Here is a 21,698-nt window from a genome sequence, read left to right on the forward strand (position 1 = left end):
CCGTCTCACGATCACCGTCGATCCTGGTGCGCCGCAACGGTTCCCGGCTACGGTCGACCGCGCCCCGGTCGCCCCCCGAAGTCGTGGGAGTCGGAATGCCACTGCGCCACGCCCGCCCGCTCCTCCTGGTCATAGGCCTGCTGCTGACGCTCACGGCGGTCCCGGCACAGGCGGACGTCCTGACCCCGATCGTGTTCGTGCACGGCCACCAGGGTTCCGCCCAGCAGTGGCAGTCCAACGCGAAGCGGTTCTCCGGCAACGGATACCCGGATCACCTGGTGCACGCGTTCGAGTACGACACCAGCGTGCCCACCAATGACCGGGCGATCGCCGAGCTGGACGCGTTCCTGGCCGACGTCCGCGCCCGCACCCGTTCGTCCACAGTGGACGTCATCGCGCACTCCCGAGGCACGACGGTGGTGCACGCTTACCTGGCGACGGGCGCGACCGGCGTGCGCCGGTACGTCAACGTGGACGGCCGGTCCAGCGCGACGCTCCCCGGCGGGGTGCCGACGTTGGCGTTGTGGGGCAGCGCGCAGCCCAACGGGTCCATCGGCGGCGCGACCAACGTCTACCTGACCTCCTTGGGACACACCGAAACCACCACCTCGGCGGCGGGATTCGCGCACATGTACCGGTTCCTGCGCGGACGGGACGCCCGCACCACCCTCGTCCTGCCCGAACCACTCGTGCGGATCGCCGGACGGGTGACGTTCTTCCCGCAGAACGAGGGCGTGCCCGGCGTGCTGCGCCTGTGGGAGGTCCGGGAAGGCGCGCGCGTCGGTGTGCCGCGCACCATGACGACCGCGGACGGCTCGTTCGGCCCCCTGCTGGTCGACAGCGGCACGCACTACGAGGTGGAGTTCGTCCGCGACGGCGAGCTGACCCACCACTTCTACTTCGAACCGTTCGAACGCTCCGACCGCTTCCTGCGCCTCCAGGTGTCCAAGCCGGGCGGCATCGGCGACCAGGTCGACCGGTGTCCCACGCACACGGCGGTCACGGTGGTGCGCAACCGCGAGTGGTGGTCGGGGGAGGACCGCCTGGAGTACGACGGCGTCGACGTCCTGGCACCGAGCGCCGCCCCGAAGCTCCGGCAGGTCCTGGCGGCGTTCGCGTTCGACGACGGCTGCGACGGCGTGTCGGCACCGGGTGTCGCGCTGCCGGCGTTCACCGGCCTGCCCTTCCTCACCGCCACCGACACCTACCTGCCCACCACGCCGGCCGCCTCGATCCGCGTGACCGAGCACGCGCGGGGCACCGACGGCTCCCGCACGGTCGTGGTGCGGAACTGGCCGTCGGACGCCCACGCGGTGACCGTGCAGTTCAAGGACTACCTGGACTTGCGGCACACGTAGATGCAGTCCACGGGGTCGTCGGGCGCGTCGTGGAGGGTCACCACGTCGAACCCGGCCTCGGACAGCATCCGCCGCGCGACCCGTTCGCCCCACATCGTGCCCAGCCCGGCACCGCCGGCGGCCAGGGAGACGGTCATGCAGTGCAGCACGCTGAACGAGTACAGCATCGGCGCGACGGGGTTGGCCACGTCCTCGGTCAGGTCGCTCGACCCCTTCACGTCGAACACCACGAACGTCCCGCCGGGCCGCAGGGCGCGGTGCACGGCCCGCAGCACCCCGGCGGGGTCGGCCTGGTCGTGGACGGCGTCGAAGGCGAACACCGCGTCCAGCGGCGGGTCCGCGGGCAGCGACACCACGTCCCGCACCTCGAACCGGGCGTTGGTCACGCCCAGGGCCGCTGCCTCGGCGCGGGCCAGGTCGATGGCGTCGGCGGCGATGTCGTAGCCGGTGAACTCCGACGCGGGGAACGCCCGCGCCAGCAGGTTCACCGCGTGCCCGGTGCCGCAGCCGACGTCGGCCACCCGGATGCCCTCGGCCAGCCGGCCCGCGAGACCGGTCAGGGGCACCACGCCGGACAGCAGCTGCTCGTCGAAGTAGCCGCGGCTCAGCGAGTCCATCACGGCGGTGAACCGCGGCCGGAACCGCTCGTAGGGCACGCCGCCGCCGTCGCGGAACGCGGCCTCGACCTGGTCGAGGTTCGCCGCGAGCAGGGCCGTGACCTGGCTGAACGGGGCCATGTTCGCCGAGCCGCCGCCGGTCAGGCACAGCGCGTGCTCGGCGGGCAGGGTGTAGACGCCGTCCTCGTGCTCGAACACGCCGCCGGTGACCAGGGCGGCCAGCCACTCGCGGACGTACCGCTCGGACAGGCCCGCCCGGTCGGCCAGCTCGGCACTGGTGGCGGGGCCGCGCGCGGCGGCGGTGAACAGGCCGGTGCGGTGGCCCAGGTCGAGCAGGAGCGTGAGCAGCGAGCGGCCGATCGTGTCGAACAGGGTGCCGGCGAACTCCTCGACGCGGTGCTCGTCGATCGCGGCGGGGGTGGTCGTGGGCGCGGTGGTGGTCATGGCGTTCTCCTCACCTCGGGGGTGTGCCGAGGCTAGGAGCGCGGGGCGCGGCGGTGCTTCGGTCGAAGTGTGCAGGTCACCGCCGGCGTGGATGGGTCGATCCACCCACCAGGCCGTGGTCGAACGCGTACGCGGCGGCGGCCGTGCGGGTCGGCAGGCCGAGCTTGAGGTAGATGTTGGCCAGGTGCCGGGCCACGGTCTTCTCGCTCAGCACGAGCGCGGCGGCCACCTCCCGGTTGGTGCGGCCTTGCGCGACCAGGGCCAGCACGTCCACCTCGCGCGCGGTCAGCCCGCCCGGGTTCGGCCGGGAGCCGGGGGGTGCCCACTCGGGGTCGGCGGCGTGCGCGGCGGCGCGTTCGCGGTCGGCGGCGTCGGTGTCGCCGAGCCGGTCGTAGGTGGCGGCCAGCAGCAGCCGGACGCGGGCGCAGTCGTGCGGGACGTCCAGCTCCCGCCACCGCGCGCACGCCCGGCGCAGCACCGGCAGGGCTTCCTCGGGGTGGTCGTCGGCGAGCAGGACCGCGCCCCGCGCGTGGTCGGCGGCGGCGCGCAGGCCGTCCGTGCCGTAGGTGCGGGCGGTCTCGGCGAGTTCGTCGGCGGACTTGCGGGCCACGTCCGGCGCTCCCGCCGCCACGCCGATCTCCACGGCGGCGCGCAGCAGGTCCACGCGGGTCAGCGGCGGGCCGTCGGCCGCGGTGAGCGCGGCGGTGATCGAGGCGAGCGCCACGTCCGGCCGGTGCTGGGCCAGGCGCAGCAGCGCGACGCCCGGCTGGGGGTCGCGACCCAGCTCGTGGGTGGCGAGGTAGGCGCGCTCGGCGCCGTCCGGGTCGCCGCGCAGCCGCCGGGACTCGCCGACCACGTACCGGGCTTCGGCGGCCACGCCGACCGCGAGGTCCCGCACCTCGTCGGCGACCCGCGCCGCCAGCGCCTCCGCGGCGGCCCACTCGCCGCTCGTGTGCAGGAGTTGGGCCTGGTGGACGCGGCAGATGCCGGTGAACAGCACGGCCGTGCGGGACTCGCACCACCGCCGCAGGACCTCCGTCCACGCGCGCATCCGGCGCAGGTCCACCACCTCGTGGCAGGCGTCGACCAGGCCGCAGTACACGTGCCCGGTCCACCCCGGGGCGAGGTCGCCGCCCAGCGCGGCGGCCATCGCGTCGTCCAGCAGGGCGAACCCCTCGGCGACCCGGCCCAGGCGGACCAGCGCGCGCCCCTCGGCGGCGGTCGCCACCGTCACCAGGTTCGGGTCGCCGTACCCGCGGGCGTCCTGGCGCAGCCGGCGGGCCCGGGTGACGGCGGTGTCCAGGTCGCCGGCCTCGAGAGCGGCCTCGACGTCCCGGACGTAGCGCAGGAAGCCGTGCTCGACGCAGTCCGGCTCGTCCGCCAGCAGGCGCTCGGCGCGGGCGAACCACGTGCCGCCCGCCGCCTGCTCCCCGCGCAGGAAGTGCAGGTAGGACAGGCCCAGGGCGGTGCCGGCGGCCTCCCGGCCCGCGCCCGCGCCGCGGAACAGCTCGAACGCGTCCGCGTCGCCCGCCAGCGACTCCTCGACCCGGCCGTGCCACCACGCCGTGTCGGCCCGTTCGGCGGCGGCACGGGCGGCGGCGAGTGCGTCGGTCATGGCGGCGGTCCGTTCACCCCGTGGTGGGTCAGTATCACCCCACTCCGCCCGCCGCGGTGGGTAGAGTCGGGGGAGGAGATCACCGAGGGGGTTCCACCATGAAGAAGAACATCTCCTGCCCGTGCGGCGAGCGGATCGTCGGCGAGGACGAGGACGACTTGGTCGAGAAGACCCAGCAGCACCTGCGGGAGAACCACCCGGGCCACGAGTACACCCGGGACCAGATCCTGTTCATGGCCTACTGAGCGGTCACGGCCTGCCCAGCGCCGCGCGCGTGAACTCCTCCGGGTACGGCGAGCGGGCCACGGCCTGGTCCGGGCTCAGCGCACCGGCGGCGACCTCCCGGCACAGCCGCGCGACCGTCGCCAGCTCCGCCCGCTGCGCGCGGACGTAGTCACGGTCCACCGGCTCGCCGTGGCCGGGCAGCACGATCGGCGCGTCCAGCGCCAGGATGCCGTCCAGCGCGGCGGGCCAGCCCTGCGGGTGCGCGTCGCCGAACTGGGGCGGGGCGCCGTGTTCGACCAGGTCGCCCGCGTAGACCGCGCCCGCGTCCGGCACGTGCACGACCAGGTCGTGGTCGGAGTGCGCCGGTCCGAAGTGCCGCAGCACCACCCGCCGGCCGCCCAGGTCGAGGTCCGCGCGGTCCTGCACCAGGTGGTCGGGCAGGACCAGCCGCACGGCCGCGATGCGGTCGCCGACCTCGTGGTCACCGCGTTCGCGGTAGCTGCGCGCCCACTTCTCCCGCTGCTCCGCGCCGTGGGCGGCCAGGTCGGCGTGGCACCGCGCGTGCGCCCACACCTCGCACGGCCCGAACGCCTCCGTGCCGAAGCTGTGGTCGAAGTGCGAGTGGGTCAGCACCACCCGCCACGGCAGCGGCGTCACCTCCCGGACGGCGGCGGCCAGCTCGCCACCCTGCCCCGCGTCGCCGCCGGTGTCCACGACGAGGCACGACTCGCCGCCCACGACCAGCCCGACCGACAGGTCCAACTCCTCGTAACGCCGCACCAGCACGCCGTCCGCGACTTCGATCCACCTGCTCATGGGTGCCACCCAAGCACGCGGCGGAAGATCTTGTAAAAAATCTTCGCCGTCCTGTCGATCCGCGGCCTCGCCCGTTCGACCCGGTGATGAGAGGGTCCACAGCGGACCCCCGAACGCACCAGGAGTGACGACCATGAAGTACATGCTGATCATGCGGGCGACCGACGAGGCCTTCGCGAGCATGGGCCAGATCGACTTCGACCAGATGCTGGAGACCGTGGGCAAGTTCAACGACGAGCTGATCCGGGCCGGGGTGCTGGTCGCCGCGGAGGGCCTGGACGACGCCGCCAACGGGGTCGTGGTGGACTACTCCGCGGAGCCGCCCGTGGTCACCGACGGTCCGTACGGCGAGACCAAGGAGCTGTTCGGCGGGTTCTACATCCTCAACGTCGCGTCGAAGGAGGAGGCCGTCGAGTGGGCGAAGCGGCTGCCGATCCAGGGGCCCGGGTTCAAGACCGAGGTCCGGCGGGTGCCCACGATCGACGAGTTCCCGCAGGACAACCCGTGGATCCAGAAGGAGCGCGCGTGGCGCGAGGCGACGGGGCAGCTCTGAGCGACCCGACCGGTCGGGCGGCGGTCGCCGCCGTGTGGCGCATCGAGTCGGCGAAGGTCGTCGGCGCGCTGGCCCGCTACACCGGCGACTTCGCCCTGGCCGAGGACCTCGCGCAGGAGGCCTTCGCCGAGGCCCTGGTGACGTGGCCGCGCGACGGCGTGCCGCGCAACCCGGGCGGCTGGCTGCTGACGGTGGGGCGGCGGCGCGCGATCGACGCGTTCCGCCGCCGCGCCGCCGCCGACGAGCGCTACGCCGCCCTCGCCCGAGACCTGGGCGAGGGCGTCGTGGACGCGGGGGAGACCGACCCGGACCAGATCGACGACGACGTGCTCGCGCTGATGTTCGTCTCCTGCCACCCGGTGCTGTCCCCCGAGGCCCGCGTGGCGCTGACCCTGCGCGTGGTCGGCGGCCTGACCAGCGACGAGATCGCCCGCGCGTTCCTGGTGCCGACCGCGACCGTGCAGGCCCGGATCACGCGCGCGAAGAAGGCGCTGGGAGCGGCCGGCGTGCCCTTCGAGGTGCCGCCGCCGGAGGAGCGGTCCCCGCGGCTGGGTTCGGTGCTGAGCGTGGTGTACGTGATCTTCACAGAGGGTTCGTCGGCCAGCTCGGGCGACCGCCTGATCCGCTTCGACCTGGCCGGCGAGGCGCAGCGCCTGGCCCGGGTGCTGGCTCGCCTGATGCCGGGAGAGCCCGAGGTGCACGGCTTGCTGGCCCTGCTGGAACTGACCGCCGCCCGCTTCCCGGCCCGAACCGCCCCGGACGGCTCACCCGTCCTGCTGGAACACCAGGACCGCCGCCGCTGGGACCGGTCGGCCATCGTGCGCGGACGTGCGGCGTTGGCACGGGCGGAGAAGGTCGGGCGGGGGTTGGGGTACTACGGACTGCAGGCGGCGATCGCCGAGTGCCACGCCGTCGCGCCGTCGGTCGAGGAAACCGACTGGGGGCGGGTGGTGATGCTGTACTCGGCTTTGGGGCGGCTTGCCCCCTCGCCGGTGGTGGACTTGAACCGGGCGGTGGCGGTGTCCATGGCACAAGGGCCTGCTGCGGCGCTGCCGATCGTGGACGAGCTGGCGGGGTCGGGGGCGCTGGCCGGGTCGCACCTGCTGCCCACCGTGCGGGGCGAGCTGCTGACCCGGCTGGGGCGGGTGGAGGAGGCGCGGGTCGAGCTGGGGCGGGCCGTGGAGTTGTGCGGGAACGAGCGGGAACGGACGGTGCTGCAGCGCAAGCTGGACGACCTGTGACCGGGCGTAACTCATTCGTGTGACGTGAGCGGTGGGGTCAAGAGCGCGATAACGTCGCAGCGTCCGCGGGCGACCTCAGGGTATGGACAGCGGACCGGACGGTGGCAGGTCTGTCGCGAGGCAGGCAGCGATCGCAGCGGTCGCTCTGGTGTTCCTCACCTTGCTGGTCGTTGGGCTGTCTCGGTCCGATTACCGGCTGTCCGGCGCGCCGCCGCCCAGCACTGGAGCAAAGCCGTCGGAATCTGTTGCGCGTCCGAGGACCACGTCGATGGACGTTGGCGCTCATCCGACCTACCCGATCATCGTCCCCTCTGAAGCCACGCCGACACATCCCGCCACCCTCCCGACACCGGTTACGCCGACGACAGCGGACCTGTCACAACCGGCCGACGACCGCCAAGCCTTCCTGGAACACCAGCGCCGGTTGCTCAGACAAGGCCAGGTGGCCTATCGCTCACCCGACCCCATGCGGGTCGACGACGTGCAGCGTGTGGTTGTCCGCTTGGGCGAGCAAGGCCTGGACATCACCAGTGGACTACCTGGATCCGGCAGTGTCGCCGTCTCCCCGGTCGAGATCGGTTCGGACGTCATAGCCGAGCTGAGCGGACCGGACTTCCAGATCACGAGGGTGGGAGGCGATGACGGCTCACGGGTATTGGTTTCCAGGCGGCCTGCCGAGTGGAGCTGGGACGTGCGACCGCTCAAGAGCGGTACCTTGACGCTCGACCTCGTCCTGTATGTGCGGGTTGTCGAGGGCGGGGCGCCTCTCGACGTGCGAACTTTTCAACATCGTGTCAGCGTCGAGGTGAACAGCACACACTGGTTGAGCCGGCTCTTCAAGGACTACTTGGCCCCAGTGGGCTTGACGGTTCCCGTGTTGGTCGGCGGCATCGCTTGGGGTGTCAGCTGGTGGCGCAAGCGCCGGAAGGGCGCGGATTCGGAAGCCCCCACAAGCGGTGGCGACGCCGCCCACCAAGACGGTTCTGCGGAGCAAGGCGGAACGAGGACAGGGAGGGCACAACTCGGCGATCAGAAGACAGGCATGCGAGCCGAGCCCCCCGCACGCACAGTGGGAGACAGGTCGTGAACCGCCTGGCAACGAGGAATACCGGCAGATCTGCTGCCGGTACAGTCGCGTAGGTGACGATCAACTCCGGCGACGGCCTTCCGGAGGAGCGGCAGTTGGCGCGGAGGGATCCGGTTGGCCCGCGCTGGCTGTTGTGCGGAGGCGTCGGGTTCGAGGATTCACAGGACGAAGTCCCGTTGGCGTTGTTCGTGGACGTCGAAGGGCTGTTCGTCGACCTCCCGCCGCGACCTCGGGAGCGGTTCACCCTGGTCGGCTGTAGCCCGGTCGGCGTGCTCGGCCGGCTCCCTGCCGACGCACTGGGTACCGAACGGGCTTGGCTGGGGAACATCTCCCTGACCGCGCCCGGCACGTCTTCGTCGTGGTGGGGAGAGGAACTGGGCGATGTTGTCGTGGTGGCACAGCGGCCGAGCGCCTCGGTGCCAGGCACTGTCGACATCGACCTCGACGGGTTTGTCCGCGTCCACGACCGCACGGACGGGGTGGTGCGTCCGCGCGGCGTCGACGGGTTCGTGCTCTTGGACGGGAACGAGGTGCCCTGTGGCACCTGCCAGGACGTCACAGGGGTTTTCCGCGAGGAATCCGCGCCGCCGGTGCCGCAGGTTCGGCTGATCGGGTGCCGACCGGAGCCCTCGTTGCAGACCGCGCTCGACGCGGTGGGGCAGTCGACCAACGCCGGTTTGCGTCGTCGTCGGGTTCACGGCTGGGTCCACACGGTCGCTGATGACGGGGCCGCTGTTCAGGTCATCGGTGCTGTGGTGGCCGGAACGGTCAGCGACGCTCGGCCGTCGCGACTGGGGGCCGGGCTCGTGGACGTGACCGTCGACGTCGAGCCGGGGGAGCCGCTGCCCGCGGGCATGCTCGACGTCCTGGAGCAGTGGCGGGCCGGACGTCCGACCACGCGCAACCTGTGGGCCGGTTACGACCGGGAGCTGCGGCACCGGTGGGCCGGTGTGGCGCTCGCCGTGCGGTCGGCCGCATCGGATCGACCGGCTGGCACCACCTTCGACCTCGACGGCAGGTTCGTCACCGACGTCGAAGGGTTCTACTGCGCGCTCGGCGAGGCGGTCAACGGTCCCGGCGGGTACTTCGGCTGGAACCTCGACGCGTTGGACGACTGCCTCCGCGGCGGGTTCGGCGCGCGTACCCCGTTCCGGCTGGTGTGGCACGACTCGGCCGTCGCCCGTCAGCACCTCGTCGCCGGCTACGACCAGCGTCGGATGGCCCCGGCGGTCACGTTGGACTACCTCCTGGGCATGTTCGCCGAACACGGGGTCGAGATCGACCTGCGCTGAGCCGACCACCACCACGCGCCCTGCACCGCAAGCTGAACGACGAGGGATCACTGCCGCGCGGTGCCGTACGCCCGGACCAGCGACAGCATGTGCACGATCGACAGGAACGGCACCGCGGCGGTCGGGATCAGCACGAGCGGCAGGTGCGCCATGTGAGCGGTCAGGACCGTGCCGTCGGGAAGGACGCCGGCGGCGCCCACGTCGTGCACCGCGCCGAGGGTCACCGCCACGACGAAGTCGAGCAGGCCGAACACCGTCCACGCCAGGAACCACCCGCGACCGCGGTCGAGCCGCCTCGCCACGTACGGCGCGGCGAAGCCGACCACCAGGTCGCCGATGCCCGCCGGGAGCGCGAAACCGGCCGGCAGCAGCCCCACGGCGTAGTAGGCCAGGAACACGAACCCGATCACCCGCCACCCCTGCATGGCGACCAGCAAAGACAGGTCGAGCGACCGTGCCCACTCCCGGAACCGGTGCGACAACAGCAACAGGATCCCCACGACGAGCACGGGCACACCGGCGGTCAGCGCCACCCGGATCGGCGGCGACCCCACCGCCCGCTCGAACAACCCCGCCGCCGCACCCGCGGCGGCCAGCGCCACCCACGACACCGCCACCAGCGACAACACCAGCGCGCCCCGGTCCCGAACCTCGGACATGCCGCCCCCGATCACCCCGCACGGGCCACCCCGACCCACCAGGTGTACCGCACGGCCCACCCGCGCGACAGATCGTGGGATGCGGTGGACCCGAGGTGGGCGGCCGAGGCCGACACCACTGCGCCGGCCGCGCCACCCCGGTCACGGTCAGGCCAGGCGGTCCCAGACGCGGTGTTCCGACAGCAGGGTCAGGACGTCCTGCACCACCGCGGTCGGGTCGTCGCCGGTGACCACGCCCGGCCCGTCGCCCACCACCGACGCGCCCTCACCCCACGCCCCGATCGCCTTGGCGTGCCGATGGGCCTCCTCGACCAGCAGCGCCACCCGTGGGTCCACAGTGGACGAAGGAGCGCCTGCCTTGGTGTCCCGGGCAGGGAGGGCGTCGGGTGCGGGTGGGGGAGCGGCGGCCAGGAGCAGGGCGTCGAACTCGACCGAGCGGGCCGTGAGGAAGGTGCGTTGGGCCACCAGCCCGTCCGTCAGGGGACCGCCGTGCGGGGCGATCACCAGCGGAACGACTCCAGCCTCCTCCAGGGCCGCACGAGCCGCCTCCACACCGTCGACCGAGTGGTCCGCGACGATGCCCACGACCCGCCCCTCGACCGGCCACCGCCGCCCGATCTGGGACAGCGCCGGGCTCGGCGTCACCTCGGGCAGCTCCCCGTCGAACTCCGGCACGGGCAGGCCCAACCCCGTGGCCACCTCGGAGCACAGCCGGGCGTCCACCCGCGCCAGCACCCGCAACTGCCGTTCCTTGACCGCCTGCTCGTAGCACTTGCCCAGCTCGAACGTGAACGCCCGGATCACGTGCTCCTGCTCCACCGGGCTCAGGCTGTGGAAGAACAGCCTCGGCTGGCTGAAGTGGTCGGCGAAGGACGCCGGCGCCTCCCGGACCTTCACCGACTCCTCGACCCGTTGCGGCATCTCGACGTACGCCCCGTCGGCGACGCCGGCGTGGAACGGGCAGCCGCCGTCCAGCGAGTTGGGCCGGTACGGGGCCGCACCGCCGTGGACGGCGGTCTGGTGGTAGCCGTCGCGCAGCATGTCGTTGACCGGCGCGTGGGGGCGGTTGATGGGCAACTGGTGGAAGTTCGGCCCGCCCAGCCGGGTCAGCTGCGTGTCCAGGTAGGAGAACAGCCGCGCGTGCAGCAACGGGTCGTCGGTCAGGTCGATGCCGGGCACCAGGTGGCCCACGTGGAAGGCGACCTGCTCGGACTCGGCGAAGAAGTTCGTCGGGTTGCGGTTGAGGGTCAGCATCCCGATCGGCTGCACGGGTGCCAGTTCCTCGGGCACGATCTTGGTCGGGTCGAGCAGGTCGATGCCCTCGAAGGTCTGCTCCGGCGTGTCCGGGAAGACCTGCACGCCCAACTCCCACTGCGGGAACGCGCCGGCCTCGATGGCGTCGTACAGGTCGCGCCGGTGGAAGTCCGGGTCGATGCCGTTGATCAGCTGCGCCTCTTCCCACAGCAGCGAGTGCACGCCCTGCGCGGGCTTCCAGTGGAACTTCACCAGCGACGTCTCGCCGGCGTCGTTGACCAGCCGGAACGTGTGGACGCCGAAGCCCTCCATGGTCCGGTACGACCGCGGCACGGCACGGTCGGACATGTGCCACAGGACGTGGTGGGTGGCCTCGGTGTGCAGGGACACGAAGTCCCAGAACGTGTCGTGCGCGCTCTGCGCCTGCGGGATCTCCCGGTCCGGGTGCGGCTTGGCGGCGTGGATGATGTCGGGGAACTTGATGCCGTCCTGGATGAAGAACACCGGGATGTTGTTGCCCACCAGGTCGAACGTGCCCTCGTCGGTGTAGAACTTCGTGGCGAACCCGCGGGTGTCGCGCACGGTGTCCGCCGAACCCCGCGACCCCACGACGGTGGAGAACCGCACGAACACCGGGGTGGTCTTGCCCTTGCGCAGGAACCCCGCCTTGCACACGCTCTCGGCGGTGCCGTAGCCCACGAACACGCCGTGCGCGCCCGCACCGCGCGCGTGCACCACCCGTTCGGGGATGCGTTCGTGGTCGAAGTGCGTGATCTTCTCGCGCAGGTGGTGGTCCTGCAACAGCGTCGGGCCGCGGGCGCCGGCCTTGAGCGAGTGGTCGGTGTCGTACAGGCGCAGGCCCTGCGCGGTGGTCAGGAACGGACCCTGCTGGCTGTTGGCCGTCTTGGGCGCACCCGTCACGGCCCCGGTCGGCGAGACGGTCTCCGGCGCGTCCTGGTCGGGCTTGGGTGGGAGCGGGTCGCGCGGCTCGGTGGGTTCCGCGACGGTCGGCGGCTGGGGGCCGGGCGCTCCCGGGATCTTCGGTTCCACTGTCCCTCCTCGGTCGTCAGGCGGCGGCTACCCCGTGGCGGGCGCGCTACACGGCGCGGGAGGTTGACGTGGGCGACACCCAGCGTCACCGGGAAAACTCCTCTTTGCACTCCGGGCACTCCACGAGCGGCTCGTGCGCGCAGGTCGCGGCGTGCCGGAGGCCGTCACGCATTCGGGTGAGACGGGCCTTCGACGGCCTTCCGCGCCCGACCCCGTCTCAGCCGACGCCCGTGCCGCACCCCGGTCACCGCGCCTGCTCGTCGGCTTCGAGGCTGGTGCGGTGCTCGGCCAGGCGGCGCTGGAAGTCCTCGATCCGGGCGGTCAGGCGGCGGAACCTCGACGGGGTCGCCGGCGCGTCCGGGTCGTGCGGGTCGGCGTCCGGCGGGGACGCCTGCACCGCGCGGTCGTGGTCTGGGTGGTCGATCATGCAGGGCGGTCCTACGGGTGGGGACGAGGTGGACGTGAAAGCCGGGGGTACCCGCGTCCGGCCGGCCGGAATCGTGACCCCGGCCACAGGTTCCACCGCACCGGTTCAGGGCCCCCGGCCGACGATCACCCATCGGAACCGCGGTGGCGGCGTGGCATGATGGCGTGACTATGAGCGATCAGATCGAGGCCGTGGCGGAGGTCACGACGGCGGTGGAGTCACGGGGTGGCGCCCTCGTGGTCCACGTCGCCGGCGAAGTCGACATGGACACGTGCGACGACGTCCGCGCCACGATCGTCGAGGCCCTGGCCACGGACCCCGCGGCCTTGGTGCTCGACCTCGACGGGGTCACCGTCTTCGGGTCCATCGGTCTGTCGCTGCTCATCGAGGTCCGCCACCGCGCCGAAGCCCGCCGCATCGGCTTCGCCGTGGCCACCGACCGGCGGGCGGTGCTGCGCCCGCTCACCGAGACCGGCGTGATCGACCTGCTCGTGCTGCGCGCGGACGTCGACGAGGCCGCCGCGGCCGCCCTCGCCGCCGCCTGAGCAGGCGGCATGGTGCTTCTCGTCCGGGGCGAGTAGCTTGGGAGGAGTCAGTGGGACAAGCCGTCCGGGTTGCCAGGATGGCCGAGGGTTGAGCAGACAGCCTGCACCAGCGCTCATCAACGCCAGGAGGCGTGTCGTGGTGCAGGACGGTGGGAACGGCTACCTCAGGACCGAAACCTCCGAAGTGGACGGCGTGGTCGTCCTCCGGCTCGCCGGCGAGTTGGACATGGTCTCCGAGCGCGTGCCCGAGGACGAGGTGCGCGCCCGCATCGCCGACCGACCGCCCGCGGTGGTGCTCGACCTGCGCGAGGTGACTTTCTTCGGCTCCAACGGGATCTCGCTGGTGCTGGGCGCCCTCCAGGAGGCGCGGCGGCACGCCGTCGGGTTCGCGCTGGTGGCCGACTCGCGTCCGGTCCTGCGGCCGTTGGAGGTGACCGACGTGCTCGCCGTGGTCCGGGTGTTCGGCACCGTGGACGACGCCGTGGCGTCCCTGCTCGACGTCCCGGTGCGGTCGGCCTGACGGGAACCCCGCGGCCGTCGCGCGCGTCGGTCCCGGCGTGGAGGAGTTCGGGCCGTACCGGGTCGGTGACCTGCTGGGCCGCGGCGGCATGGGCGAGGTGCACCGCGCGCACGACACCGCGCACGACCGGGTCGTGGCCCTGAAACGCCTCTCGGCCGCGCACCACGACGACCCCGAGTTCCGCGCCCGCTTCCGCCGGGAGGCCCGCATCGCGGCCCGGCTGCGCGAGCCGCACGTCATCCCGATCCACGCGTTCGGCGAGATCGACGGGCGGCTGTACCTGGACATGCGGCTGGTCGAGGGACGTGACCTGGCGGAGGTGCTGCGGTCGGGTCCGCTGGAGCCGGCGCGGGCGGTGCGGGTCGTGGCGCAGGTGGCGGGCGCGCTCGACGCCGCGCACGCCGACGGGCTCGTGCACCGGGACGTGAAGCCGTCGAACATCCTCGTCACGGCCGAGGATTTCGTGTACCTGGTCGACTTCGGCATCGCGCGCAGCGTCCTGCCCGGCACGGGGCAGTTGACGGCGTCCGGCGCGGTGGTGGGGACGTTGGACTACATGGCGCCCGAGCGGTTCGGCGACGGTCCCGTGGACGGGCGGGCTGACGTGTACGCGCTGGCTTGCGTGCTGTACGCGTGCGTGACCGGCGGGCGACCGTTCGAGGCGGACAGCGCGGCGGCGCTGATCTGGGCGCACATGCAGCAGGACGCCGTGCCGGCGTCGGTGCGGAACCCGGGTGTGCCGCGGGCGTTGGACGAGGTGATCCGGCGCGGCATGGCGAAGGCGCCCACGGACCGGTACCCCACCGCCGGCGCCCTGGCCTCCGCCGCCACCGCCGCACTCACCACCGCCACTGCACTCGCGCACGCCGCGACCCCGCCGCCCGTCGCCGTCCGGCCCGCCGCCGCGCCGGTTGCTACCGCCCCGCTGGTCGCTGCCGCCGTGCCGGTTGCCGCCGCTCCGCCGGTTGCTGGTGCTCCGCCGGTCGCTGCCGCTCCGCCGGTTGCTGCCGCCGCGACCTCGCTGCCCGCTGCCTCGGCCGCTCGGGTGGTTGTGCCGGGCCGGCCTCCGGCCCCCGACACCATTTTCCCACCGCCCACCGACAATTCCGGCCTTCTGCCTCGCCGAAGATCTGCGGCAGTCCTGGTCGGTGCGGCGGTCGCGTTGGCGTTGGTGGCGGTGGTGCTCGTGTGGGCGGTGGAGTGGAGGGGTGGTGATCGGGTCGCGGGGTCGGCCACCACCGCTGTCACCACCACGGCTGCGGAGTCCTCAGGCGCGCCCACGGGCAACAGCGCGCCGACCACCGCGGCCACCACCGCACCCACCACCGCACCCACCACCGCGCCCACCGACGAGCGGGCCGCCGCGCTGCTTGCGGTGCTGCCGGAAGCCTTCCGCGGCAACCCGACCTGCAAACCCGCCCCGCCCACCGGCAACGGGATCGTCGCCACGGTCACCTGCACCGCCGCCAACTCCCGCCACTTCCGCTTCCCGCCGCCCGACCAGGCCACCTTCCACCTGTTCGCCGACCGCGCCGCCCAGGACGCGCACTTCCGGCACCTGGTCGAGACCAACGGCGTCCCGCGCGAGGACGAGTCCGGCGGCTGCCGGCCCAAGACCCGCCCGCCGCACTACGCCCTCTACTACCGCGACACCAGCGGTCCGCTGCCGGGGGAGTTCACGACGTGCTTCGTGGCCGACGGCGTCGGGCAGGTCTGGTGGGTCGACACCCGCACCACCACGACCGGTGTCCTCCGCTCGGCCCGCGCCACCAGCCCGGACGACCTCGACGCGCTCGGCTACTGGTGGAACAGCATGGTCCTGACGACCCTGTCCTGAGAACCCGGCCCGGTCAGGCGAGCGGCTTGACGTAGGTCGAGACGTGGGAGCGGGACTCGGCGGTGAACGGCGCTCCGGTCCAGTCCGCGTGCCTGCTCTCCAGCTCGAACCCCGCCAGCCGCGCCATCAGGTCCAGTTCGGCGGGCCAGATGTAGCGGTGGGGGCTGCGGGACAGCGTGGCCTCGCGGGTGTCGTCGGTGAAGCGGAAGTGGTGGGAGACCACGTGCTGGTTCAGCACGTCGTAGGTGTCCAGGCCGATGTAACCCGGTTCGTTGAGCCACACCGTGGCCTCGCGACCCGGCGGCAGGGCGCGCAGTTCCGGGACCCACAGCTCGACCACGAAACGGCCGCCCGGAGGCAGGTGGCGGGCGGCGTTGCGGAAGCACTCCACCTGCTCGTCCTGGGTCAGCAGGTTCGAGATCGTGTTGTACACCAGGTACACCAACGTGAAATCGCCCGGCACGAACGTGGTCGCCATGTCGCCGACCACGACGGGGAGCGCGGACTCGTCGGCCTTCTCCCGCAGCCGGGCGACCATCGCCGTCGACAGCTCGATGCCCGTCACCGGCACACCGCGTTCGACCAGGGGGATCGCCACCCGGCCGGTGCCGACCGCGAACTCCAGCGCCCGGCCGCCGCCCGCCAGCACGGCGAGCCGGTCGACGGCCGGGGTCAGCACGTCGGGGGCGAACATGCCGGTGCCGGGCGTGTCGTAGCTCTTCGCCGTCTCGGCGTCCCAGATGTCTTCTTGGCGCATGTCCGAAGATCTTGCATGGCCGCAAGCGGTCAAGGGCGCGCGGGGGTGGTGGGATGATCACTAGCGTCCGACGCGGGAACGCCGACCTGGGGAGACACGCATGACCGCCGGATTCGCGCCGCTCACGGCCGACGACCCGACCGAGGTCGGCGGGTACGAGCTGCGCGCCCGCATCGGGGTGGGCGGCATGGGGCGGGTGTACCTCGCGTTCACCCCCGGCGGGCGGGCGCTGGCGATCAAGGTCGTCCGGTCCGAGCACGCCGAGGACGAGGAGTTCCGGCGGCGGTTCCGGCAGGAAGTCGACATCGCCCGGCGCGTCCAAGGCCTCTACACCGCGACCGTCGTGGACGCCGACCCCGACGCCGTGCTGCCGTGGCTGGCCACCTCCTACGTGTCCGGGCCGTCCGTGCGCCAAGCCGTCGCCGACCACGGACCCCTGCCGCTGCCCACGGTGTTCCGGCTGCTGGCGGGCGCGGCCGAGGGGCTGTCGGCGATCCACGCCTGCGGGCTGGTCCACCGCGACCTCACCCCGGCCAACGTCCTGCTCGCCGACGACGGCCCCCGCGTGATCGACTTCGGCATCGCCCACGCCGCCGCCGCGACCTCGCTGACCCGCACGGGCGTGCAGGTCGGCACCCCGGCGCTGATGGCCCCCGAGCAGGTCCGCGGCAAGCCCGCGACCCGCGCCACGGACGTGTTCGCCCTCGGCCAGCTCGCCGTGTTCGCCGCCACCGGGCACACCGCGTTCGGGGAGGGCAACCCGGACGCCCTGTTCTACCGCATCCTCAACGAGCCGCCGGACCTCGACGACTGCCCGCCCGAGCTGCGCCCCATCGCCGAGCGCTGCCTGGCCAAGGACCCCGACGACCGGCCCGAGCTGACCGAGGTCATCGAGTACGCCCGCGCCCGGACGCACGGCCAGACCGTCCTGCTCACCACCGACTCGTGGCTGCCCGACGACCTGGTCACCGCCCTCGTCGCGTTCGACCCCTCGGCCTACCAGCGGACCGCCGTCGAACCGCCCCAGCCGCGCGTGCCCACCGCCGTCCTGCCCCCACCGGGCACCAACAGGGGATCGGTGATCGCCGCGATCGTCGGTTCGGCGCTGGCCGTGGCCACCGTCGCGACCGTCGTGGCGATCGGCCCGGGGGAGATCCTCGGCGCGGCCACCGGCGGCTCGCCGACGACCACCCACCGCGCCGAGACCGCCGGGCTGGGCGCGACCGACACGACCACCCGCGAGTGGACCACCACCTACGACCCGCCGACGACCACCACGACGACCAAGGGCTTCGACCCGACCGACCTGGACTCCCAGACCACCGACGACACCCCGCAGACCACGAACGCCCTGCTGGCCGACAGCTTCACCGCCGGCGGCCGGACCTACACCTTCGAGGCGGGCTCGGACGACGTCACCTGCTACGCCCCGGCCCAGACCGACCAGGCCCGCCGGGTCCTCGACGAGTACGACTGCATCGGCGCGACGACCGGCGCGTACGTCAGCGACGACGGCACGGTCCTGGTCAGCGTCAAGGTGTTCGCCTTCAAGGACAAGGCGACCGCCGACAACGTCTACGCGGCCATGAAGGACTTCAACACCGGCGACCTGGGCTACGTCTGCCCGAAGGAGGGCCGCGGGTCCGAGCCGTGCGACACCTCCGAGAACGGCCTGATGCACGGGTGGACGGGGTCCCGCCACCGCTACATCGTCAACACCGTCGCGACTTACGTGGACATCCACGACAACCCCGGTGACGGCGAGGTGCTCAAGGCCGCTTCGGAGGAGGGGCTGAACAGCGCCGGACCCCAGAACTACCGCTGAGCCGCCGGGACCGCCGCCGCGACTACCGCTGAGCCGCCGGGACTACCGCTGCGACTGGAGGGCGCGCGCGATTCGGTCGCGGACGGTGGACGCCCGCCAGCCCAGGTGGGCGGCGATCTCGTCGTCGGGCAGGTCGGCGTAGTAGCGCAGCACCACCGCCGCCCGCTCCTTGCGCGGCAGCCCGGCCAGGCGGTGCACGACGTCCGGTCCGCTGCGGGGCGTGAAGCGCCGCCGCCACGACAGGTACTCGGCCACGACCAGCCCCCGGACGCACGCGTGCGGCTCGCCGGTCCGCGCGATCCGGTCCCACCGGCCGTAGGCCCGGCACAGCGCGTCGCGCACCAGGTCCTCGGCGCTGCCCGACCGTCCGGTCAACGCCGTCGCCAACCGCACCAGCGGCGCCGACTGCCAGGTCACGTACTCGGAGAACTCCACACCCAGGAAACGGCACAACCGCCCGATCCGCTGCACTCGGGGCCGAAAAAGTCAGCAGGCGCCCTTCATCGCCAGCACCCGCTTGAGGGCTTCGTCGACCCGCGCGGCGGGCAGGGTGCCGGCCGCGACGGACGCCTCCAGGTGGTCCAGCACCTCGCCGGCCCGGCCGCCGGTGGACCACAGCGCGACGTCCGCGCCCGCCGCCAGCGCCTGCCGCACGGCCTCGGGCAGGTCCACCCGGTCGGTGACCGCGCGCATCGCGCCCAGGTCGTCGGTCATCGCGGTGCCGGTGAACCCGAACTCGCCGCGCAGCAACGCGTACGCCTCGGGGCTCAGCGTCGCGGGCAGGCCGCCGGTCAGGCCGGGCACGTCGATGTGCCCGAGCATCACCACGACCGGCCCGTACCGCCCGATGTCGCGGTAGGGCAGCAGGTCGGCCTGGCGCAACGCGTCCAGCGGCGGGGCGGTCACCGCGCCCTGGTGCGAGTCGCCGCTGGTGTTGCCGTGGCCGGGGAAGTGCTTGAGCACCGGCATGGTGCCCGCGTCCCGCAGGCCTTCGGCGAAGGCTTGGGCGTAGGTGGCGGCGGTGGCCGGGTCGGCGCTGAAGGACCGGTCGCCGATGACGGTGTTGTCCGGCTGGGCGCTGACGTCCAGCACGGGCGCGATGTCCATGGTCACGCCCCGGTTGCGCAGGGCGGTCGAGCGGTCCCGGGCCAGCGCGCGGACCTGCTCGGGGGACATGTCCCGCGCCATCTGACGCGCACTCGGCATGTCCCCGTCGAGCATCTCCACCCGCTGGACCCGGCCGCCTTCGTCGTCCACGGCGACCACCAGCGGGATCGTCGCCGCGCCCCGGACCGCCTCCAGCCCGCCGGTGAGCAGGCCGGTGGCGTCGCCGCCGATGAAGATCGCCCCGACCTGCTCGGACTTCACCAGGTTCAGCGCGTCCTCGGGGCCGCGCGGGTCCACGCCGACCATGAGCAGTTGGGCCAGCTTGGCGCGCGGCGGGAGGGAGGCGGCCTTCACCGCGCACGGGTTCGGCGGCGGGGTGGTGGTGGTCGTCGGCGGGACCGTCGTCGCGGGGGTGGTGCTGACGGGCGCGGCCTGGGGCCGGCCGGGCACGACGTCGCCGGGACCGGTGCACGTCACCAGGGCGGCCAGCAGGGCCCCGACGGCCGCGAACACCAGGAGTGTCCTGGTCACCGCCGTGGGGCCGCCGTGACGCTTGATCGACAACTCCTCCGGCACGGCATCCAACCTACGGCACCGGCCGACGCCCTACCGGACGGAGCGGCCCGGGGTGGGCCCTGATAGAGATGGGGCGGGCAGAAGGAGGTACGTCATGCCGCACACCCGCGCCGCGGACGGCACGAAGATCGCGTTCGACGTCGTGGGCGAAGGCGACCCGTTGCTGCTGCTCAGCGGCCAGGCCAACGCGCGGCGCTGGTGGGACCCGATCCGCGCGGACTTCGCCGCCGGGTACCGGACCATCGCGGTGGACGCGGTCGGCACGGGCGAGAGCGACGAGCCCGCCGACGGCCGGTACTCCATCGCCCGGTTCGCCGAGGACGTCCTCGCGGTGCTGGACGAGCTCGGCGTCACGCGCACGCACGTCTACGGCACGTCGATGGGCGGGCGGATCGCGCAGCGGATCGCCCTCGAGCACCCGGACCGGATCGGCGCGCTCGTGCTGGGCTGCACGTCACCGGGCGGCGCGGGCGCGCTGCTCGCCGCGCCGGAGGTGGTGCGCCCGTTGGCGCTGTCCAAGCGGCAGGCGCGGGAAGCGTTGCTGGACCTGATGTTCACGCCCGAGTACGTGCGCCACCACACCGGCCCGTACCACGTCCTGGGCGACCCGGACATGTCCCTGGCCGCGCGCCGGGGCCACAAGCGGGCCAGCGACGGGCACGACGCGTGGGACGAGCTGCACCGGATCACCGCGCCCACGCTGGTGCTGCACGGCTCGGACGACCTGTTCACCCCGGTGGGCAACGCCGAGCGCCTGGCCGCGCGCATCCCCGGCGCGGAACTGGTCGTGGTGGAGGGCGCCCGGCACGCGTACTTCGAGGAGTTCCGCGCCCAGGCGACCCCGCCGGTCCTGGACTTCCTGGCCCGCCACCCCCTGGCCTGATCAGGTCAAGGTCGCGGGACCCAGCCGCAGCACACCGTCGTCCAGGGGCACGCACCGCATCCCGCCCCGGCCGCGCAACCCGCGCATCGCGCCCGGACCCAGCACGGCGTCCATCCACGCGCACGGGTTGGCCGGCCGGTGGGTCTCGAAGCGCACCGGGCCGTCACCGGTGTCCAACGTGAACACGTCGTGCCGCGCGAGCCCGTTCACGTCGAACCCGCGCAGGACGATGTTGCGCCGCACCAGCAGCGGGTCGAGGTCGGTGCCGAGGTCGTCCAGCGCCTCCACCGCGAACACGGTGACGGCGGCGTTGCGGTGCGCCGGGTGGTTGAAGTACCGGTCGCCGACCAGCCCCAGGCCCGCCCGGACCACGACGTGGTCGCGGGCGACCGGCTCGGGGTCGGGCCGGGGTCCGTCGGCGGGCCGTCCTTCGTAGGCGTGCACGGGCGAGACGTGCAGCGCCACGACCTCCACCGGCGTGCTCACCGCTCGCCGAGCTGCCATTCCGGTCGGACGTAGTGGCAGGTGTAGCCGTTCGGGTAGCGCTCCAGGTAGTCCTGGTGCTCCGGCTCGGCCTCCCAGAAGTCACCGGCCTGGGTGACCTCGGTGACGACCTTGCCGGGCCACTTGCCCGACGCGTCCACGTCGGCGATGGTCGCCTCCGCCACCCGCTTCTGCTCGTCGCCGTCGTAGAAGATGGCCGAGCGGTAGCTGGTGCCGATGTCGTTGCCCTGGCGGTTGCGGGTCGTCGGGTCGTGGATCTGGAAGAAGAACTCCAGGATCTGCCGGTAGCTCAGCTGCGCCGGGTCGTAGACGATCTCGATCGCCTCGGCGTGCGTGCCGTGGTTGCGGTAGGTGGCGTTGGGCACGTCACCGCCGGTGTAGCCGACCCGGGTGGACACGACACCGGGGTGCCGGCGGAACAGGTCCTGCATCCCCCAGAAACACCCGCCCGCGAGGACGGCCTTCTCGGTGACAGTGGCCATGGTGGTCGCTCCGCTCCTCGATCC

Annotated in this window: 22 protein-coding genes; 11 read left to right on the forward strand and 11 right to left on the reverse strand. The window is 72.9% G+C overall.

Annotated elements, in window-relative coordinates; translation table 11 throughout:
- Nucleotides 1–95 precede the first annotated feature (95 nt).
- The gene (locus DFJ66_RS43885; RefSeq protein WP_246029515.1) at nucleotides 96–1,358 is read left to right on the forward strand and encodes an alpha/beta fold hydrolase; all 1,263 of its coding nucleotides are present in this window, start codon (nucleotides 96–98) and stop codon (nucleotides 1,356–1,358) included.
- On the opposite strand, the gene DFJ66_RS01570 is transcribed toward DFJ66_RS43885, so the two are convergent.
- On the reverse strand, nucleotides 1,334–2,419 hold the full coding sequence (locus tag DFJ66_RS01570) for a class I SAM-dependent methyltransferase (RefSeq protein WP_246029516.1): 1,086 nt from the start codon (nucleotides 2,417–2,419) through the stop codon (nucleotides 1,334–1,336). The two genes, DFJ66_RS43885 and DFJ66_RS01570, sit on opposite strands and share 25 nt — an antisense overlap.
- A 76-nt stretch (nucleotides 2,420–2,495) precedes the next feature.
- The gene (locus DFJ66_RS01575; RefSeq protein ID WP_121217236.1) at nucleotides 2,496–4,034 is read right to left on the reverse strand and encodes a response regulator transcription factor; all 1,539 of its coding nucleotides are present in this window, start codon (nucleotides 4,032–4,034) and stop codon (nucleotides 2,496–2,498) included.
- Between the two features lie 98 nt (nucleotides 4,035–4,132).
- Between DFJ66_RS01575 and DFJ66_RS01580 the strand changes: the two genes are divergently transcribed.
- Nucleotides 4,133–4,279 carry a DUF1059 domain-containing protein gene (locus tag DFJ66_RS01580; RefSeq protein ID WP_121217238.1) on the forward strand — a complete coding sequence of 49 codons (147 nt, stop codon included), beginning with the start codon at nucleotides 4,133–4,135 and terminating at the stop codon, nucleotides 4,277–4,279.
- A gap of 4 nt (nucleotides 4,280–4,283) precedes the next feature.
- Here DFJ66_RS01580 and DFJ66_RS01585 read toward each other — a convergent pair whose 3' ends face one another.
- Nucleotides 4,284–5,075 (reverse strand): MBL fold metallo-hydrolase, encoded by a 792-nt coding sequence (locus tag DFJ66_RS01585; RefSeq protein ID WP_121217240.1) that lies wholly within the window; start codon nucleotides 5,073–5,075, stop codon nucleotides 4,284–4,286.
- Nucleotides 5,076–5,208: 133 nt separating this feature from the next.
- On the opposite strand from DFJ66_RS01585, the gene DFJ66_RS01590 reads away from it, so the two are divergent.
- The 4 genes from DFJ66_RS01590 to DFJ66_RS01605 all read left to right on the forward strand — a co-directional run bounded on the left by DFJ66_RS01590 (nucleotide 5,209) and on the right by DFJ66_RS01605 (nucleotide 9,248).
- Nucleotides 5,209–5,628 carry a YciI family protein gene (locus tag DFJ66_RS01590; protein WP_121217242.1) on the forward strand — a complete coding sequence of 140 codons (420 nt, stop codon included), beginning with the start codon at nucleotides 5,209–5,211 and terminating at the stop codon, nucleotides 5,626–5,628.
- Nucleotides 5,625–6,869: an RNA polymerase sigma factor gene (locus DFJ66_RS01595; RefSeq protein WP_121230486.1), complete on the forward strand. Its 1,245-nt coding sequence runs from the start codon at nucleotides 5,625–5,627 to the stop codon at nucleotides 6,867–6,869. Before DFJ66_RS01590 ends, DFJ66_RS01595 begins: the two co-directional genes overlap by 4 nt.
- Before the next feature lie 148 nt (nucleotides 6,870–7,017).
- Nucleotides 7,018–7,956: a hypothetical protein gene (locus DFJ66_RS01600; RefSeq protein WP_147459149.1), complete on the forward strand. Its 939-nt coding sequence runs from the start codon at nucleotides 7,018–7,020 to the stop codon at nucleotides 7,954–7,956.
- Nucleotides 7,957–8,009: 53 nt separating this feature from the next.
- Nucleotides 8,010–9,248, forward strand: coding sequence for a barstar family protein (locus DFJ66_RS01605; RefSeq protein WP_246029517.1), 1,239 nt, complete (start codon nucleotides 8,010–8,012; stop codon nucleotides 9,246–9,248).
- 47 nt (nucleotides 9,249–9,295) lie between these two features.
- Here DFJ66_RS01605 and DFJ66_RS01610 read toward each other — a convergent pair whose 3' ends face one another.
- From DFJ66_RS01610 to DFJ66_RS01620, 3 genes are all read right to left on the reverse strand, one after another.
- On the reverse strand, nucleotides 9,296–9,907 hold the full coding sequence (locus DFJ66_RS01610; RefSeq protein WP_211350923.1) for a hypothetical protein: 612 nt from the start codon (nucleotides 9,905–9,907) through the stop codon (nucleotides 9,296–9,298).
- Between the two features lie 147 nt (nucleotides 9,908–10,054).
- Nucleotides 10,055–12,211: a catalase gene (locus DFJ66_RS01615; protein ID WP_121217246.1), complete on the reverse strand. Its 2,157-nt coding sequence runs from the start codon at nucleotides 12,209–12,211 to the stop codon at nucleotides 10,055–10,057.
- A gap of 244 nt (nucleotides 12,212–12,455) precedes the next feature.
- Nucleotides 12,456–12,638, reverse strand: a complete 183-nt coding sequence (locus DFJ66_RS01620; protein ID WP_121217248.1) for a hypothetical protein — start codon at nucleotides 12,636–12,638, stop codon at nucleotides 12,456–12,458.
- 170 nt (nucleotides 12,639–12,808) lie between these two features.
- Here DFJ66_RS01620 and DFJ66_RS01625 point away from each other — a divergent pair, with 170 nt between their 5' ends.
- From DFJ66_RS01625 to DFJ66_RS01635, 3 genes are all read left to right on the forward strand, one after another.
- Nucleotides 12,809–13,183 (forward strand): STAS domain-containing protein, encoded by a 375-nt coding sequence (locus DFJ66_RS01625; protein WP_121217250.1) that lies wholly within the window; start codon nucleotides 12,809–12,811, stop codon nucleotides 13,181–13,183.
- 136 nt (nucleotides 13,184–13,319) lie between these two features.
- Nucleotides 13,320–13,703 (forward strand): STAS domain-containing protein, encoded by a 384-nt coding sequence (locus DFJ66_RS01630; protein ID WP_170199066.1) that lies wholly within the window; start codon nucleotides 13,320–13,322, stop codon nucleotides 13,701–13,703.
- Between the two features lie 37 nt (nucleotides 13,704–13,740).
- Nucleotides 13,741–15,540: a serine/threonine-protein kinase gene (locus DFJ66_RS01635; protein ID WP_121217254.1), complete on the forward strand. Its 1,800-nt coding sequence runs from the start codon at nucleotides 13,741–13,743 to the stop codon at nucleotides 15,538–15,540.
- 13 nt (nucleotides 15,541–15,553) lie between these two features.
- On the opposite strand, the gene DFJ66_RS01640 is transcribed toward DFJ66_RS01635, so the two are convergent.
- Nucleotides 15,554–16,297 carry a class I SAM-dependent methyltransferase gene (locus tag DFJ66_RS01640; protein WP_121217256.1) on the reverse strand — a complete coding sequence of 248 codons (744 nt, stop codon included), beginning with the start codon at nucleotides 16,295–16,297 and terminating at the stop codon, nucleotides 15,554–15,556.
- Nucleotides 16,298–16,397: 100 nt separating this feature from the next.
- Here DFJ66_RS01640 and DFJ66_RS01645 point away from each other — a divergent pair, with 100 nt between their 5' ends.
- On the forward strand, nucleotides 16,398–18,122 hold the full coding sequence (locus DFJ66_RS01645; RefSeq protein ID WP_121217258.1) for a serine/threonine-protein kinase: 1,725 nt from the start codon (nucleotides 16,398–16,400) through the stop codon (nucleotides 18,120–18,122).
- Between the two features lie 42 nt (nucleotides 18,123–18,164).
- On the opposite strand, the gene DFJ66_RS01650 is transcribed toward DFJ66_RS01645, so the two are convergent.
- On the reverse strand, nucleotides 18,165–18,575 hold the full coding sequence (locus DFJ66_RS01650) for a sigma factor-like helix-turn-helix DNA-binding protein (protein WP_246029518.1): 411 nt from the start codon (nucleotides 18,573–18,575) through the stop codon (nucleotides 18,165–18,167).
- A 33-nt stretch (nucleotides 18,576–18,608) separates the two neighbouring features.
- Nucleotides 18,609–19,805, reverse strand: a complete 1,197-nt coding sequence (locus DFJ66_RS01655; protein ID WP_121217260.1) for a glycoside hydrolase family 3 N-terminal domain-containing protein — start codon at nucleotides 19,803–19,805, stop codon at nucleotides 18,609–18,611.
- A gap of 94 nt (nucleotides 19,806–19,899) precedes the next feature.
- Between DFJ66_RS01655 and DFJ66_RS01660 the strand changes: the two genes are divergently transcribed.
- The gene (locus DFJ66_RS01660; protein ID WP_121217262.1) at nucleotides 19,900–20,688 is read left to right on the forward strand and encodes an alpha/beta fold hydrolase; all 789 of its coding nucleotides are present in this window, start codon (nucleotides 19,900–19,902) and stop codon (nucleotides 20,686–20,688) included.
- Here the strand turns inward: DFJ66_RS01660 and DFJ66_RS01665 are convergent, their stop codons facing one another.
- Together DFJ66_RS01665 and msrA are read right to left on the reverse strand one after the other, a co-directional pair.
- Nucleotides 20,689–21,174, reverse strand: a complete 486-nt coding sequence (locus DFJ66_RS01665) for an MOSC domain-containing protein (RefSeq protein WP_246029519.1) — start codon at nucleotides 21,172–21,174, stop codon at nucleotides 20,689–20,691.
- Nucleotides 21,171–21,674 (reverse strand): peptide-methionine (S)-S-oxide reductase MsrA, encoded by a 504-nt coding sequence (gene msrA / locus DFJ66_RS01670; protein WP_121217266.1) that lies wholly within the window; start codon nucleotides 21,672–21,674, stop codon nucleotides 21,171–21,173. The genes DFJ66_RS01665 and msrA overlap by 4 nt, the downstream gene beginning before the upstream one ends.
- Nucleotides 21,675–21,698: the final 24 nt, after the last annotated feature.

This window comes from Saccharothrix variisporea (assembly GCF_003634995.1).
Lineage (GTDB): Bacteria > Actinomycetota > Actinomycetes > Mycobacteriales > Pseudonocardiaceae > Actinosynnema > Actinosynnema variisporeum.

Bases quoted from the DNA above. Each gene is read 5' to 3' on its own strand.
- DFJ66_RS01580 (WP_121217238.1), top strand. From the start codon at position 4,133: ATGAAGAAGAACATCTCCTGCCCGTGCGGCGAGCGGATCGTCGGCGAG.
- DFJ66_RS01575 (WP_121217236.1), bottom strand. From the start codon at position 4,034: ATGACCGACGCACTCGCCGCCGCCCGTGCCGCCGCCGAACGGGCCGAC.
- DFJ66_RS01610 (WP_211350923.1), bottom strand. From the start codon at position 9,907: ATGTCCGAGGTTCGGGACCGGGGCGCGCTGGTGTTGTCGCTGGTGGCG.
- DFJ66_RS01660 (WP_121217262.1), top strand. From the start codon at position 19,900: ATGCCGCACACCCGCGCCGCGGACGGCACGAAGATCGCGTTCGACGTC.
- DFJ66_RS01640 (WP_121217256.1), bottom strand. From the start codon at position 16,297: ATGCGCCAAGAAGACATCTGGGACGCCGAGACGGCGAAGAGCTACGAC.
- DFJ66_RS43885 (WP_246029515.1), top strand. From the start codon at position 96: ATGCCACTGCGCCACGCCCGCCCGCTCCTCCTGGTCATAGGCCTGCTG.
- DFJ66_RS01585 (WP_121217240.1), bottom strand. From the start codon at position 5,075: ATGAGCAGGTGGATCGAAGTCGCGGACGGCGTGCTGGTGCGGCGTTAC.
- DFJ66_RS01620 (WP_121217248.1), bottom strand. From the start codon at position 12,638: ATGATCGACCACCCAGACCACGACCGCGCGGTGCAGGCGTCCCCGCCG.
- DFJ66_RS01570 (WP_246029516.1), bottom strand. From the start codon at position 2,419: ATGACCACCACCGCGCCCACGACCACCCCCGCCGCGATCGACGAGCAC.
- DFJ66_RS01645 (WP_121217258.1), top strand. From the start codon at position 16,398: ATGACCGCCGGATTCGCGCCGCTCACGGCCGACGACCCGACCGAGGTC.
- DFJ66_RS01625 (WP_121217250.1), top strand. From the start codon at position 12,809: ATGAGCGATCAGATCGAGGCCGTGGCGGAGGTCACGACGGCGGTGGAG.
- DFJ66_RS01590 (WP_121217242.1), top strand. From the start codon at position 5,209: ATGAAGTACATGCTGATCATGCGGGCGACCGACGAGGCCTTCGCGAGC.
- msrA (WP_121217266.1), bottom strand. From the start codon at position 21,674: ATGGCCACTGTCACCGAGAAGGCCGTCCTCGCGGGCGGGTGTTTCTGG.